This window comes from Pseudomonas sp. JAI115 (genome assembly GCF_014200835.1).
Lineage (GTDB): Bacteria > Pseudomonadota > Gammaproteobacteria > Pseudomonadales > Pseudomonadaceae > Aquipseudomonas > Aquipseudomonas putida_A.
Genome location: NZ_JACHCY010000024.1, coordinates 1 through 15363, shown reverse-complemented (window position 1 = coordinate 15363; position 15363 = coordinate 1). Strand labels below are relative to the sequence as shown.

Annotated in this window: 12 protein-coding genes; 10 read left to right on the top strand and 2 right to left on the bottom strand. The window is 61.8% G+C overall.

The genetic code is table 11. From position 1 onward, the window contains the following. Positions 1-3: 3 nt before the first annotated feature. The 5 genes from HDC30_RS28295 to HDC30_RS28275 all read left to right on the top strand — a co-directional run bounded on the left by HDC30_RS28295 (position 4) and on the right by HDC30_RS28275 (position 4460). Entirely contained in the window at positions 4-1179 is a 1176-nt protein-coding gene (locus HDC30_RS28295; protein WP_183786106.1) for an MFS transporter, read from the top strand. Beyond that, complete coding sequence (locus HDC30_RS28290) at positions 1145-1855, top strand: HAD family phosphatase (protein WP_183786104.1); 711 nt, start codon at positions 1145-1147, stop codon at positions 1853-1855. Before HDC30_RS28295 ends, HDC30_RS28290 begins: the two co-directional genes overlap by 35 nt. Next, positions 1852-2490 carry a YdcF family protein gene (locus HDC30_RS28285; RefSeq protein ID WP_027614137.1) on the top strand — a complete coding sequence of 213 codons (639 nt, stop codon included), beginning with the start codon at positions 1852-1854 and terminating at the stop codon, positions 2488-2490. Before HDC30_RS28290 ends, HDC30_RS28285 begins: the two co-directional genes overlap by 4 nt. 25 nt (positions 2491-2515) lie before the next feature. Continuing rightward, positions 2516-3973, top strand: coding sequence for an amidohydrolase family protein (locus HDC30_RS28280; RefSeq protein WP_183786102.1), 1458 nt, complete (start codon positions 2516-2518; stop codon positions 3971-3973). A gap of 118 nt (positions 3974-4091) precedes the next feature. Beyond that, on the top strand, positions 4092-4460 hold the full coding sequence (locus HDC30_RS28275; RefSeq protein WP_007962133.1) for a glyoxalase superfamily protein: 369 nt from the start codon (positions 4092-4094) through the stop codon (positions 4458-4460). A 256-nt stretch (positions 4461-4716) separates the two neighbouring features. Here the strand turns inward: HDC30_RS28275 and HDC30_RS28270 are convergent, their stop codons facing one another. Continuing rightward, a complete protein-coding gene (locus HDC30_RS28270; RefSeq protein WP_103367742.1) occupies positions 4717-5082 on the bottom strand; it encodes a DUF6124 family protein in 366 nt (121 codons plus the stop codon). A 520-nt stretch (positions 5083-5602) separates the two neighbouring features. After that, on the bottom strand, positions 5603-6619 hold the full coding sequence (locus HDC30_RS28265) for an AraC family transcriptional regulator (protein WP_027614133.1): 1017 nt from the start codon (positions 6617-6619) through the stop codon (positions 5603-5605). Positions 6620-6830: 211 nt separating this feature from the next. On the opposite strand from HDC30_RS28265, the gene HDC30_RS28260 reads away from it, so the two are divergent. The 5 genes from HDC30_RS28260 to HDC30_RS28240 all read left to right on the top strand — a co-directional run bounded on the left by HDC30_RS28260 (position 6831) and on the right by HDC30_RS28240 (position 15165). Beyond that, positions 6831-8426, top strand: coding sequence for an FAD-binding oxidoreductase (locus HDC30_RS28260; protein ID WP_183786100.1), 1596 nt, complete (start codon positions 6831-6833; stop codon positions 8424-8426). Positions 8427-8431: 5 nt separating this feature from the next. Then, positions 8432-10027: a glycerol-3-phosphate dehydrogenase/oxidase gene (locus HDC30_RS28255; RefSeq protein ID WP_183786098.1), complete on the top strand. Its 1596-nt coding sequence runs from the start codon at positions 8432-8434 to the stop codon at positions 10025-10027. A gap of 20 nt (positions 10028-10047) precedes the next feature. Then, positions 10048-11616 (top strand): FGGY-family carbohydrate kinase, encoded by a 1569-nt coding sequence (locus HDC30_RS28250; RefSeq protein ID WP_183786096.1) that lies wholly within the window; start codon positions 10048-10050, stop codon positions 11614-11616. Between the two features lie 244 nt (positions 11617-11860). Further along, complete coding sequence (locus tag HDC30_RS28245) at positions 11861-13150, top strand: phospholipase (protein WP_183786094.1); 1290 nt, start codon at positions 11861-11863, stop codon at positions 13148-13150. A gap of 47 nt (positions 13151-13197) precedes the next feature. Next, positions 13198-15165, top strand: coding sequence for a DUF1302 domain-containing protein (locus HDC30_RS28240; RefSeq protein ID WP_183786092.1), 1968 nt, complete (start codon positions 13198-13200; stop codon positions 15163-15165). Positions 15166-15363 lie beyond the last annotated feature (198 nt).

The window sequence follows — 15363 nt, the reverse complement described above, 5'->3', positions numbered from 1 at the left end:
CGAATGTATTTAATCTTTTTCGGGTTCTTTGCGGCGGAAGGGATCATCTATCCGTTCTGGCCGACCTGGCTGGATTCCCTGGGCTTCAGTGCCAGTGAAATCGGCTTGCTGATCGCCGCGGCGTATTGGCCGCAGGTGGTGACCGGGGTGCTGATCACCTATGTGGCCGACTGGCGCGTGGATCAGTTGCGGCTCGCCGCTGTGCTGAGCGTTACCGCCGCGTTATGTACGTTGCTGTTCTACTTCATCCCGGCGCACTTATGGATGTTCGTGTGCCTGAGTGTGCTGTTTGGAGGGGTATGGATGGTGGTGTTGCCGCTGTCCGAGTCCTATCTGCTCAAGCGCGACAAACTGGCCCTGCAGAATTACGGTTGGGTGCGGGCGGTAGGCTCATCGGCCTTTATCCTGACCTCGACCCTCGGTGGTTTTCTGTTTGCGCAGTACAGCCAGTCGTGGGTGCCGCTGGTGATCGCATCGAGCATGTTGATCACCGCTGTGGCGTGTCTGCGTTTAAAGCGCCAGGTGTCGCGGGCGCATCTGGCGCCGTCCGGTCCGACGCGCAAACGGCCTGACTGGAAAGCTCTGTTGGCGCACAAAAGCCTGCTGATTGCGATTGCTGCCGCCAGCTTCATTCAACTGAGTCACACCCTGTACTTTTCCACGGCTTCGATTGGTTGGGGGGTGAAGGGTTTTTCTTCCTCGGCAATCGGCATGTTCTGGGCGGTGGCCGTGATTGCGGAAATCACCTGGTTCGCGCTGTCCAACAAAGTCCTGGCGTTTTGCGCGCCGTTGTCGTTGGTGATGTTTTCCAGCGTGTGTGCGGCGCTGCGCTGGGCGCTGTTTGCCAACAGCGATGCGGTGTCGATGATCATTCTGGGCCAGTGCCTGCACGCGCTGAGTTTTGCCGCCTACCACGCGGCGATCATGCGCTTTATCCGCGACCAGGCACCGCCGGATATTCAGGTCTTTACTCAAGGGGTCTATTACTCCCTGGCGGTGGCCTTGCCCATGGGCCTGGCCACACCTTTCGCCGGCTACCTGTACCAGACCCGGCCGCAGTGGTCCTACTACGTGATGGCGCTGTTCGCGTTGGTCGGAACGGTGCTGGCGTTCATTGCTCATCAGAAAATGCGAAGTTCAACTCATGGCTCAACAAACGTTTACAGCCGTCTGCTTTGATATGGACGGCGTGCTCATTCAGTCGCGCGAGGTGATTGAACACGCCTGGACCACCGTGGCGCGCGAGTACGGGCTCAGCGTCGATCAGGCGTTCATTGACGAGCACATCCACGGCCGCCCCGGTGGTTACACCCTCAAGACCTTGTTTGCCGAGTTCGACGAAGCACAGCGGGTGGCGATCAAGCGTGAAGTCGACGCCATCGAGCAGGTGACGAACTGTGCGCTGGTGCCGGGCGTCGCGGCGTTGATCGCCCGACTCCGCGAGCACGCCGTGCCCTTGGCGCTGGTCACCAGCAGTTGGCGGGCGCGGGTCGGGCACGTTCTGCAGCAACACGACCTGACGTCGGCGTTCGACAGCATCATCTGCCGCGACGACGTACGCAGCGGCAAACCGGCCCCCGATCCCTATCGCCTGGCGGCGGCACAACTGGGTCGGCAAAGTGATGAATGCCTGGTGTTCGAAGACTCTGTCAGCGGCGTGCAGTCGGCGGTCAGCAGCGGTGCGCTGTGTATCGGCATTGGCGACGACCCGACGCTGACCGTGCATGGCGCCGCAGGTGTGTATGCCGATTTCACTCGGCTTGCGCTTAGGCTCGACGGCAGGGGCGCGCACGGTTATGCCGATGGAGCGCTGTTCATCAACGCGCACCCGACCCAGAGGTTTGCCCGGTCATGACATTGACGTTGCAGCACGCCAGCGTGCTCTGGAAATTCCTCGGTGCGGGGCGCCAACACAGCGCTTGTGAATTGATTGTGGTCTGCGGCTCCTACGACCTGCGGGTCTGCGATTACGCTTGCCAACTATTGAAAGACGGCGTGGCCCCCCACCTGTTGTTCACCGGCAATACCGGCAACTGGACCCGGCATTTGTGGGAACGCTCCGAAGCCGATATTTTTGCCCAACGCGCCTTGGCGCAAGGGGTGACGGCGCAGCAGTTCACCCTGGAAACCCGCGCGACCAACTTTGCCGAAAACATCGCGTTTGCCCGAGCGATGTTTCCCGACGTGCGTCGTGCGACGTTTCTGACCAAACCCAATTCGATCCGGCGCGTGGCGTTGACCCTGCCCGTGCAGTGGCCCGGACTGGAAGCCTTTGTGGATGCGCCGTCGTTCGATTTTCCTGATGACGTCAGCAACCTGATCGGGGTGCTGGGCCTGATCGACGAAATGGTCGGCGATGTGCACCGCATCATGGTTTACCCTGCGTTGGGTTTTCAGGTCGAACAGGCGATCCCCGAAGAGGTTCAGGTAGCCTGGCGGTATCTGGTGGAGCAAGGCTTCGATCACCATTTGATCAAGGGCAGGAGTTGACGCTGACTCCCGCCGGGAGACAGACATGCAGTACGACACGCTGATCCGCAACGCCACCGTCATCGATGGCAGCAACACCCCCGGCTACCGCGCTGATGTGGCGATTCTCAACGGGCGCATCGAACGCATCGGCGACTTGCGCGACGCCAGTGCGACCGAAGAAATCGACGCCGCCGGCCGCGTGCTCGCCCCAGGCTTCATCGACGTGCACACCCACGATGACACCGTGGTCATCCGCCAGCCCGAAATGCTGCCCAAGCTCAGCCAGGGCGTGACCACGGTGATTGTCGGCAACTGTGGGATCAGCGCCTCGCCGGTCAGTCTCAAAGGCAATCCGCCGGACCCGATGAACCTGCTCGGCAGCTCTGCCGCATTCGTTTACCCACGCTTCAGCGATTACCGCGCCGCCGTCGAAGCGGCGAACACCACGCTGAACGTCGCCGCACTGGTCGGCCACACCGCACTGCGCAGCAATCACCTCGACGACCTGTTGCGCACCGCCACGCCTGACGAAATCGCCGCGATGCGCGAGCAGTTGCGTGAAAGCCTTGAGGCCGGCGCGCTCGGTTTATCCACAGGCCTGGCCTACGCCAGCGCCTTTAACGCCTCCACCGACGAAGTGAAGCAACTGACCGAAGAACTGACCGCATTCGGCGCGGTGTACACCACCCACTTGCGCAGTGAATTCGAACCGGTGCTGGAGGCGATGGACGAAGCGTTCAGCATTGGCCGTCACTCGCGGTCACCGGTGATCATTTCCCACCTCAAATGCGCCGGTGTCGGTAACTGGGGGCGCAGTCCGCAGTTGCTCGCATCGCTGGAAGCAGCGGCGAAAACCCAGCACGTAGGATGCGATTGCTATCCCTACGCGGCGAGTTCTTCGACGCTGGATCTGAAGCAAGTCACCGACGCCCACCGCATCACCATCACCTGGTCGACGCCGCACCCCGAAGTCAGCGGTCGCGACCTGATCGACATCGCCGCCGAATGGAACGTGCCACTGCTCGAAGCCGCCAAGTGCCTGCAACCGGCGGGCGCGGTGTACTACGGCATGGACGAGGCGGATGTACGAAAAATCCTCGCGCATCCGCTGTCGATGGTCGGCTCTGACGGACTGCCGGAAGACCCATTCCCGCATCCACGCCTGTGGGGCGCTTTCCCACGGGTGCTCGGACATTTCAGTCGTGATGTCGGGCTGTTTCCGTTGCACACCGCCGTGCACAAGATGACCGGTCTGTCGGCAGCGCGATTTGGCTTGAAAGAGCGCGGCGAGATTCGCGAGGGGCGCTGGGCGGATCTGGTGCTGTTCGATCCGGCGACGGTGCGCGATGTGGCAGATTTCGCTGATCCGCAGCGGGCGGCGCAGGGGATTGATGGGGTGTGGGTCAATGGTGTGTTGAGTTATCGCGATGGGCAGGCGAATGGTCGCAGGGAGGGGCGGTTTCTGGCGCGGGACGGGGATTTGCGCAACAACTTTCGCTGACGTTTCGCGGAGTGCGTCACAGTGGTGGCACATTGCAATTAAAGAAAGCCACCGCCAAGCCGAATTGCTGACATCCAGCCCGTCTACACTTTTGGGCCAACCAGTCAGGGAGCACCCCATGAGCTTCGGCAAAACCACCCCGATCCTGCGGATCTTCGATGAAGCCAAGGCGTTAGAGTTTTACGTCGACTTCCTCGGTTTCAAGATCGACTGGCAGCACCGCTTCGAAGCCAATTTCCCGCTGTATCTGCAGGTGTCGCGTGGCGAGTGCGTGCTGCACCTGTCCGAGCATCATGGCGATGCGACCCCGGGTTCGGCGTTGCGCATCGAGACCGATGAGCTGGAGGCGTTCCAGCAGCAACTGGTGGCCAAGGACTACAAGTTCTCGCACCCACAGATTCAGGCGATGCCGTGGGGCAGTCAGGACATGACGATTGCTGATCCGTTTGGTAATCGGTTGGTGTTTACCAACGCTATCAGTGTTTGAGCTGAGAAGAGCCCCTCACCCTAACCCTCTCCCAGAGGGAGAGGGGACTGACCGAGGTGTCTTGCGCTGTACATCGACCTGAATGATCCGCTGCGATTGTGCATTCACAGCAGCATTTTCAGGTCGGTGTGTCTCGCGAGCATCCCTCGATCGGCCCCCTCTCCCTCCGGGAGAGGGCTGGGGTGAGGGAAAAAGATTCACGCCATACAAAAAAGCCCGCTGCCAAACCACTAAGGTTTTGCCGCGGGCTTTTTCGTTATTCGATCGGCACTAACTGATCCAGCACCCGATTGACGGCGATTTCCGCCACCATCACCACCTGAGCGATGCCTTGCAGGGTCTTGCGGTGCGAGCCTTCCAATAGCCCGGCGAAGTCGTTGAGCATCACGGTGGCCGAGCCGAGGGATTCGCAGGCGTCGGCCAGCAACGGTTCGGTGCCGCTGGCCGGATTGGCCATGTAGAGACGATTGGGCTGGTACGGGGTGGCCATGATCGCGGGCCTCGGTGGGCCGAGGTAGTGGTCGAGGGCGCGCTCGGCGGCTTCGTGGAATTTCCTTGATTCGGGGGATTCATAGGGGGAGGCCGCGTCGGTGGGCGGCGGGTTGGGCGTAACTTTGAACATGATTTTGGGTCCTGAAGTAGGAGCCATCACCGCTTCTCTACTAATAAGAAGAGGTGGCAGCTGTGCGCAGGTTAGTAGACCGGGGACCCAGGGAACCGGCGCGCTCGAAAGCGCCCTGCGCACAGCCACCATAGAGCGCAGACGGAAAATGCCTGACTGTTTGATGTGCAATGCACCCTGGAAGAACCTCGGGCTACTAAACCCGATCACTGGAAATCAGTGACGGACTCAAGTTACCGACGGCCTCCGGGGCGCACAAGCCGGCGGATTCTGGCGTAGCCGTAGGCAGTGGCGCAAGGATTTGTAGGCAGTAGGGCGTAACACTGAGTGTCTTTAAACACGGGGGTTGCAGTGGGTTTATTGGGTTGCTGAAATTGAGGAATTGTCTGTCGGGTTTTTGGTGTGGCCACTGGCGCCTTCGCTGGCAAGCCAGCTCCCACAGGGTTATGTGCGAGCCGCAGATTTTGTGTACGACCCGGTCACTGTGGGAGCTGGCTTGCCAGCGATGAGGCCAGAATAATCACCCGCGATGCATCTGCCGAAACTCCCCCGGCGGCATCCCGCGCCTGCTCTTGAACGTGCGATGAAACGACCGTGGTTCGGTAAACCCCAGATACTGCGCAATGTCCTGAATCGGCAAGGTGCTGTTGAGCAAATAATGCTCGGCCAGCTCCTGACGCAAGTCATCAAGAATCTGCTGATACGACGTCCCCGCCTGATGCAACTGGCGCTGCAACGTGCGCACCGACACCGCGAGCTGCTCGGCCACCTGTTCCTTGCGCGGCAAGCCTTCCTTGAGCAACTGGCGCAGGATGCTTTTGACCCGTTGTTCCAGCGATGCATCCTCCAGCGTCGCCATCAAACCCATCGCGTGTTCTTCCAGCGTACGCAGCAATTGCGCATCGGCCTGGCGCAGCGGTAATTGCAGATACGCCAACGGCACGATCAGCGCTGAATAGGCCTGCTCGAACAGCACCGGGCAATCGAAAAACGCTTCGTACTGCGCCTGGGTAGCATCTGGCGGGCACGGATGTTCCAGCCACACGGCGGCGGGCGACATCTGTGTGTCGGCAATCCAGCGTGCATATTGCAGCCATGAGCCAAGAACGTTTTCCACCAGATGCCGACGAATCCGCGGACGCTCGTAGCGGCAAGTCCAGATCAGGTGTACATGACCGTCCTGCACTTCGGCGCGGCTGACGCCCATGTCGCCCACCAGTTTTTCGAACGGCATGATCCGGCTCATGGCATCGCCCAGGGTCGCGCAGTTCATGGTGATGTAACCGAGCACGCTCCAGGAATTGGGCAGGACGAAATTGGCCGCGTTGAGACCAAACAGCGGATCGCCCGAGTGCTCGCAGAAATAATCGAGCAGGCGTTCATGGGTTTCGCCCGGCAGGCGCAGGCTGTTGTCGCTCAGTTGCTGCGCCTGCAATCCGGCTGCCGCCAACGCCGGCTCGATGGCCATGCCCAGTTGCTCGGCATGGCGCACGTATTTGAGCAGCGGCGGAACCGAGGTGAAGCCGAGCGATTGCATGATCCGAATCCCTTGATCAAGGCCTGCGTGAGCGAATGAATGCCTGAAAGGTAATTTGAAACCCCGACTAAAGTAAATGGCTGGCACTTGCGCGACGTTTGACTCAATTGGCTACTCGAACTGGCCGGATGCGACCGTGACACTTTGCGGCCGCTGACTAGTATGGAGGCCTGCCACATCACTGATCAGACTGCATAAGAAGGACACACGCATGCGACGCTGGAACGGCTGGGGAGATGCAACCACGGTGGTCGAACTGCCGGCCCAGGGCGCGAGTTTTCTCCATGAACGACTGGGGGCCGGGCAGGTGTTGCCCGATGCCACGCTGGACGCGGCATTGGCGCGGGTGCCGGTCTCGCGGCTGGCGACGCACACCTTGTACAGCGTCGACGCCCATGACCGCCTGCTGCACGCCCGGGGCCAGAGCCTGCCGGATTGGCTGGCGCTGCGCGAAGGTGCGCTGGGTAACTATCCCGACGCGGTGGCGTTTCCCGAAACCGCCGCGCAGATCCGCCAGTTGCTGGCCCTCGCCCATGAACAGGACTTGTGCCTGATTCCCTACGGCGGTGGCACCTCGGTGGCCGGGCACATCAATCCGCCGGATTCGGCTCGGCCGGTGGTGACCGTGTCGCTGGCGCGGATGAATCGTCTGATCGACCTCGACGAGCAGAGCCAACTGGCGACGTTCGGCCCCGGCGCCAGTGGCCCGCAGGTGGAAAGTCAGCTGCGCGCTCGCGGTTACACGCTGGGGCATTTCCCGCAGTCGTGGGAGTTGTCGACGCTGGGCGGTTGGGTCGCCAGTCGCTCCAGTGGTCAGCAGTCGTTGCGCTACGGGCGCATCGAGCAATTGTTCGCTGGCGGCACCCTGGAAACTTTCGCCGGGCCCTTGGAAATTCCGACCTTCCCAGCTTCGGCGGCGGGGCCTGATCTGCGCGAAGTGGTGCTCGGTTGCGAGGGCCGTTTCGGGATCATTTCCGAGGTCAAAGTTCGGGTCAGTCCGCTGCCCGCCGATGAGCGTTTTTACGGAGTGTTCCTGCCTAGTTGGAGCAAGGCGCTGCAAGCGATCCGCCAATTGGCCCAGGCGCGAGTGCCGTTGTCGATGCTGCGCCTGTCGAACGCGGTGGAGACCGAAACCCAACTGGCGCTGGCCGGTCATCCGCAGCAGATCGCCTGGCTGGAAAAGTATCTGAACCTGCGCGGCGCCGGTGAAGGCAAGTGCCTGCTGACTTTCGGCGTGACCGGCAACCGTCGGCAAAACGCGTTGTCGCTGAGCCAGGCGCGCCAGCATCTGAAAGCCTTCGGCGGCGTGTTTACCGGCACCTTGCTCGGCAACAAGTGGGCGCAGAACCGCTTCCGTTTCCCCTACCTGCGCGAGAACCTGTGGAACGCCGGCTACGTGGTCGACACCCTGGAAACCGCCACCGACTGGAGCAACGTCGACCACCTGCTCAACCTGATCGAAAACAGCCTGCGCGATGCCTTGGCAGCGCAGGGCGAGCGGGTGCATGTGTTCACCCATCTGTCCCACGTCTACGGCGAAGGTTCGAGCATCTACACCACTTACGTGTTTCGCCCGGCGGCGGATTATCCGGCGACGCTGGCGCGCTGGCAGGCACTCAAGCACGCGGCCAGCCAGACCATCGTCGACAACCACGGCACCATCAGCCACCAGCATGGGGTCGGCAAGGATCACGCGCCGTATCTACCGCGCGAAAAAGGCGCGCTGGCGATGGATACCTTGCAGGCGCTGAGCAGGCACTTCGATCCGGCCGGGCGCCTCAACCCCGGCACGCTGTTGCAGGAGTGACGATCATGCCCCCGGACTGGAACGCCGCGTGGCGCCAGCAAACCTTGCCGACATTGGCCGACGCAAGCTGGGATCTGATCGTCATCGGCGGCGGTATCAGCGGTGCTGGAATTCTGCGCGAAGCGGCACGGCGTGGCTGGCGTTGTCTGCTGCTGGAGCAACGGGATTTCGCTTGGGGCACCTCTAGCCGATCGTCGAAAATGGTCCACGGCGGTTTACGTTACATCGCCAAGGGCCAGTGGCGCCTGACCCGGGATTCGGTGCGCGAGCGTCAGCGTCTGCTCGACGAAGCGCCGGGACTGGTGGAACCGATGAGTTTCATGATGCCGCACTATCGCGGCGGCTTTCCCGGGCCGCGTGTGCTCGGTGGCTTGTTGTCGGTGTACGACGCGTTGGCGGGACGCCGCAGCCATCGTTTTCATGATGCGCAGCAACTGCGTTTTCTGGCGCCGGGTGTGAAGGAAAATCACCTGCTCGGCGGTACCTGTTTTGTCGATGCGCTGACCGATGACGCGCGGCTGGTGATGCGCGTGTTAAGCGAAGCGCGGGCCGATGGCGCAGTGGTGCTTAACGGGGTGCGCGTCGAACATTTGCTGCGCGAAAACGGTCGGGTGTGTGGGGTGCAGATCGAGGACTGCGAAGCGGGTGGATCGCTGCAATTGCGTTGCGGCGTGTTGGCGGTGGCGACCGGAGCGTGGGCTGAGCGCCTGCGTTTGCCCGAGACACCACGACAGTTGCGGCCATTGCGCGGCAGTCATCTGCTGTTGCCGGGCTGGCGTTTGCCGGTGGCGCAGGCCTTCACGTTTCTGCATGCGCGCGACCGTCGGCCAGTGTTCGTGTTTCCGTGGGAAGGGGCGACGGTGGTTGGCACTACGGATCTCGATCATCGCGAGAATCTGGATCAGAGCGCGAGCATCAGCGCCGACGAACTCGACTATCTGCTGGCGGCCTGCACGCAACAATTTCCGGGGGCCGAAGTGACGGCGAGCGATGTGCTGTCGACCTGGTCCGGCGTACGTCCGGTGGTGGGCAGCGCGGCGGGTGCACAGCAAGGCAAACCGTCGAATGAAACCCGTGAACATGTGCTGTGGCAGGAGCCGGGTTGTGTCACGTTGGCCGGCGGCAAACTGACGACGTTTCGCCCGCAAGCCATCGAAGTGCTCAAGGCTTGTGCCGATATGCTCGGTCGCTCTTTCGAAGATGATGCCGCGCCAGTGTTCGCACCGGTGCCGCCGCTGCCGATCCCCGGACTCAGCCCGCAACAGTGGCGACGTCTGGCCGGACGCCACGGTCGCGACCTGCCGCGGCTGGCGCAGTTGATCGCCGAGTTGGGTCACGAAACGGTCGGCAACACCGACACCTTGTGGGCAGAACTGGCCTTCGCCTGTGAGGCGGAAATGGTGCTGCACCTCGATGATCTGTTGCTGCGCCGCACCCGTCTGGGCCTGTTGCTGGCGCGCGGTGGTGAAGAACATTTCGCTGCCATCCGCCAACTCTGCCAGCCACGCCTGGGCTGGGACGATGCACACTGGCAGCAAGAGCTGCAGCGTTACCGGGCGTTGTGGCAACGCCATCACGGTCTGCCGGATGCCACGCCTTGATGCCCCTTGAAGAGAGCGCCATGGATAACCACTCGAACAAGCGCTACCTGCTGGCGATCGACAACGGCACCCAGAGCGTGCGCGCATTGCTCTTCGATTTGCAGGGCAATCTGCTGGGCAAAGGCAAGGTCGAGTTGCAGGCGTATTACTCGACGCAACCGGGCTGGGCCGAACAGGACCCGGAATATTATTGGGCAAAACTCGGCGAAGCCTGTCAGCAGGTGTGGGCGCAAACCGGGATTGATCGCTCGCAGATTGCCGGGGTGTCGCTGACCACTCAGCGCGGCACGGTGATCAACGTCGATGCTCAGGGCAAGCCGCTGCGCCCGGCCATTCTGTGGCTCGATCAGCGTCAGAGCGAAGTGGAGGGCGGGATCAAAGGGCCGTGGGGCTGGCTGTTCAAACTGGTCGGCGCGCAGGCGACGGTGGATTACTTTCGCGCTCAGGCCGAGGCCAACTGGATCGCCAGACACCAGCCTGAAGTCTGGGCGGCGACCGACAAGTTTCTGCTGCTCTCGGGCTTTCTCACTCATCGTCTGTGTGGGCGCTTTGTCGACTCGGTGGGTTGCTGCGTCGGCTATCTGCCGTTCGACTTCAAGCGCCTGAAATGGGCCGCGCCCAGCGACTGGAAATGGCAGGCGCTGGCCGTGCGTCCGGAGCAATTGCCGACCTTGCACAAACCCGGCGAAACCCTCGGCTACATCAGCGCCGAAGCCAGCCACCACACCGGGATTCCCGAGGGGCTGCCGCTGATTGCCGCGGGCGCTGACAAGGCCTGCGAAGTGGTCGGCTCCGGCGTGGTCGATACGAGCACGGTGTGCCTGTCCTACGGCACCACGGCGACGATCACCAGCACCCGCTCGCGCTATCTGGAAATCGTCCCGTTGATTCCGCCGTACCCCTCGGCGGTGCCCGACCAGTACAACTGCGAGGTGATGATTTATCGCGGTTACTGGATGGTCAGCTGGTTCAAGAACGAGTTCGGCCTGCGCGAGATGCAGCAGGCAAAAGAGCAGGGCATTGAACCCGAGCAACTGTTCGATGCGCTGGTGAACGCGGTGCCGCCGGGATCGATGGGGCTGATGCTGCAACCGTACTGGTCGCCAGGGATTCGTGAGCCGGGTGTCGAAGCCAAAGGCGCGATGATCGGCTTCGGCGACGTGCACACCCGCGCGCACATTTACCGGGCGATTCTGGAAGGACTGGCGTATGCGCTGCGCCAAGGCCTGGAGAACATCGAGAAGCGTTCGAAGGTGTCGGTCAAGCGCCTGCGCGTGGCCGGTGGCGGTTCGCAAAGTGATGCGGCGATGCAGCTGACGGCGAATATTTTTGGTCTGCCGGCGGAGCGTCCGCATGTGTACGAAGCGTCCGGGCTGGGCGCGGCGATCTGCTGTGCGGTGGGGTTGGGCTTCTATGCGGATTTCCCCACGGCGATCGCCGCGATGACCCGCGTCGGGACGGTATTCACCCCGCAGCCCGAGGCACAGCAGGTCTATGAGCGTTTGTACAACGAGGTGTACCTGCGCATGTATCGCCAGCTCAAGCCGCTGTACCAGAGCATCCGCAAAATCACCGGTTACCCCGCTTAAAAGTACGGTGGTGATCTCCTGTGGGAGCGGGCTTGCTCGCGAAGGCGGTGTATCAGTCACTGCATGTGCAAACTGACATACCGCCTTCGCGAGCAAGCCCGCTCCCACAGGGGAACATTGGTGTTCTCGCTATTGTGTACATGGCGCTATCGGAGACTTTTTCTGGTGAGATCGGACAGTGTCAGCGTCGGCGGCGGTTGTTAGGCTCAACCCCCCACAGCACCTCCAATAAGAATTAAAAGCAATGAAGCTGACCTTTCTCCTGTTGCTGCTTTGTGCAACGGCCCCGACGGCGTGGGGCTGGTCGAACCACACGGTGGGCAGCTATCTGGCGTTGCAGGAATTGCCGGCGCTGCGCGATGCGCCGCCGGTTGAGGTCGAGCCGTTGGAGCGTTTTCTCGCCGAGCAATATCCGGCCGTGGTCGCGCTGCTGGAGCAACAGGAAAGCTTCGCCCGTGAACACTTCACCCAGTACCCGCCGCGCCCCGACAACCTGAAACTGCCCGCGGTGCCGGGTGACGATCTGCGCCACGACTTTCTCACCGCGTTGCGGCTCAATCCGCACATTCATCTGGCGATGGTCATTCAGCCGTTGCCGGGTCAAGACCTGCCCGAGCGCGAACAACTCAGCGCCGATCAGGTGATGGTCGAGCAGACGCTTTCGCCATGGAATCGTCAGCGTTTCATTCGCGTGGCGGACGGCGAAAAAGTTGCGGCGCTGGCGGTGCTGGCAAGCGCCGCCGACGAGCCGGATTACGGTCACGACATCAACCTGTTCAGCGACAACCCCGGCGAGGTCGGCGCGCTGTATGGCTTCGGCCCGCAGCCGTTCGGCGATGCGCGTTTTCAGTACAGCTCGCAGGCGCCGTTCCACATGGGCTTCTTCCATGAGAGCGCGGTGGTGTATGCCGCTGCCGGATTTCTTCAGCGCAGTTGGCCGGACTGGCGCGCCTATCAGTACCTGGGGCTGGCGCGCCTGGCGTTTGCCAGTGGCCATTCTTACTGGGGTTACCGCTTTCTCGGATGGGGCGTACACCACGTGCAGGACCTGACCCAGCCTTATCACGCCAAGCCGCTGCCCGGGGTCGAGCTGCCGAGTCTGTTGTTGCTGGAAGGCAAGGCGCTGGCCGGTTTCGCCGACGATAAAAAAGCCTCGATCGAACGGGTCGCCACCCGTCATATGGAAATCGAGAAGTATCAATCAACCTGGTTGCGCCGCGTGCTGCGCACCGGTCAGGTGCATCCGATGCTCGCGGCCTACGCCGATGTCGCTCAAGACCAACACTATCCGCCGTACTCGGTGGACTACTTGCGCGACGTGGTCAGCGCCGAGTCGGTCGAGGACTCGGCGGCGTTCGATGAAACCATCGGCCAGTGGCTGGAGACGGCCCCGGTGACCAGTGATTTCAGCAGCGGCAATCAGGTGCAGCGCGAGACGTTCGAGCATCCGGCACTCAATCAGCAGCTGTTCAAACTGCTCGGGCATTTCGGCGCGCACAGCCGGATTTATGTCCGCGCGGGGTTGGCACCGTAGCCGTCGCGGCCACGCAAAAAACAATAAGAACAAGGAAGGAGGAACCCATGATCAACACTCGATTGCACCTCGCCGGCGTGGCACTTCCCGGTGTCGGCCTGGCAGGGCTGCTGCAACTCTGCGCGGTGGGCGCGGTGGGCGCGGTGCAGGCTGCCGAGTTCAGCGTGCTGGACAATCAAGTCACCGGCTCGATCGACACCACCCTGTCCTATGGGCGTTTGTGGCGGGTGCAGGGCCGCGACAAGAACAACGATGACGTCAACACCAACGACGGCAATCGCAACTTCGACACCGGGCTGGTTTCCGAGGTGTACAAGATCACTTCCGAGCTGGAAGCCAACTACCAAAACTACGGGATGTTCCTGCGCGGCACGGCGTTCTACGACACCCAGTTGATGGACAAGCGCAACGATTACTACCGCAACAACGACCCGGCGCAGCCGAGCCAGAGCTATCCGCAGGACGACCGTTTCACCAGTCAGACCCGCGACATCGCCGGCAGCCGGATCGAGATGCTCGACGCCTATGTCTACGGCAATTGGGACGTGGCGCAGATGCCGGTCACCGCGCGGGTCGGGCGTCAGGTGTTCAACTGGGGCGAGGGGATTTTCTATCGCGGCGGGATCAATACCACCAACCCGGTGGACGCGGCCAAATACCGTTTGCCGGGGGCCGAGGTCAAGGAAGTGCTGATGCCGGTGGAGGCCGTGAGCTTCAACATCGGCCTGACCGATTCGCTGACCCTGGAGAGCTTCTACCAGACCAACTGGAAGGAAACCCGCATCGACCCGGTCGGGACTTTCTACTCGCAGACCGACCTGTTCGCCGATGGCGGCAACACCGGTTACAACAACTTCAGCGGCACCGCGCTCGATACCCCGGTGCCGGGCTTCGGCAACGTCATCGGCCTGTACAGCGCACTGGGCAACAACCCATTGCTCGGCCCGGCGCTGAAAAGCACTGGCCTGTACGCCAACGGTGTGACGCCGGCCTACGGCAATACGCTGAAAGTGGCGTCGATCGGCAAGGACTACAACGCGCGCAACGACGGCCAGTTCGGCTTCGCCTTCCGCTACATCGCCGAGGAACTCAACAGCACTGAGTTCGGCCTGTACCTGGTCAATTACCACGCCAAGGAACCGACCATCGCCGCTGATCTGGGGGGCTACAAGGGCATCGACATGAATGCCCTGACCAACATGCTCTCCAGCGTCGCTGGCAGTCAGGCCGGGGCGCTGGCGAATGGTCTGGCGACAGCCGACGTGATGGGCAATATTCAGGCGCATCGGCGCTATGCCGAAGACATCCGCATGTACGGTTTCAGCTTCAACACCACTTTGGGTCAGGCTTCAGTATTCGGCGAGATCGCCTATCGACCGAACCTGCCGATCGGTGTCGCTGCCACCAACGATCTGATCGGCGACCTGGCCAACGGCGCCGCTGTGGCGGTGACCGGCAAACCCGTCAATGTCGGCGGGCAGATGGTCACCCTCGACAGCGAGATCAACAACGCCGAGCGCGTGGAAGCGTTCAACACCTCACTGGGCAGCATCTACAACTTCGGCCCGACGCTGTCGTTCGACTCGATGTTCGGCATCTTCGAACTGGCCTCCGAACACCTGCGCGGCAGCAGTCTGCAATACACCGCCTACGACGGCAGCACGCGTTATTACGCCGGTACCGGCAACACCTCTTATGTCTCCGGCGGTGATCGTGATGATCAGGTCAACCGCAACTCCTACAGCTACACGGTGATGTTCAACGGCACTTGGAACGACGTGTACGCCGGGGTCAACGTGTCGCCTTACGTCGTCTACAAGGACGACTTCAAGGGCAACAGCTATCAAGCCGGCAACACCATCGACGGGCGTAAGGCCTACACCCTGGGGATCAAGGCCAACTACCAGAACAAGCTCGAAGCCGAGGTGCAATACACCAACTTCTGGGGCGGCGGGCAGAACAACGGGATTCGCGACCGCGACAACGTCGGGTTCAACCTCAAGTATTTCCTTTAAGGGACTACACGAGATTTCAGCAACACCTCATCCCCCCTGTGGGAGCGAGCCTGCTCGCGAAGAGGCAGGCACCTTCAACATTGATGTCGACTGATACACCGCTTTCGCGAGCAGGCTCGCTTGTATGTTTAGACTTGAAGGGGTGGGCGGGACTACAGACTCGATTCTGACTCTGACCAGTACAGACCGTGGGAGACT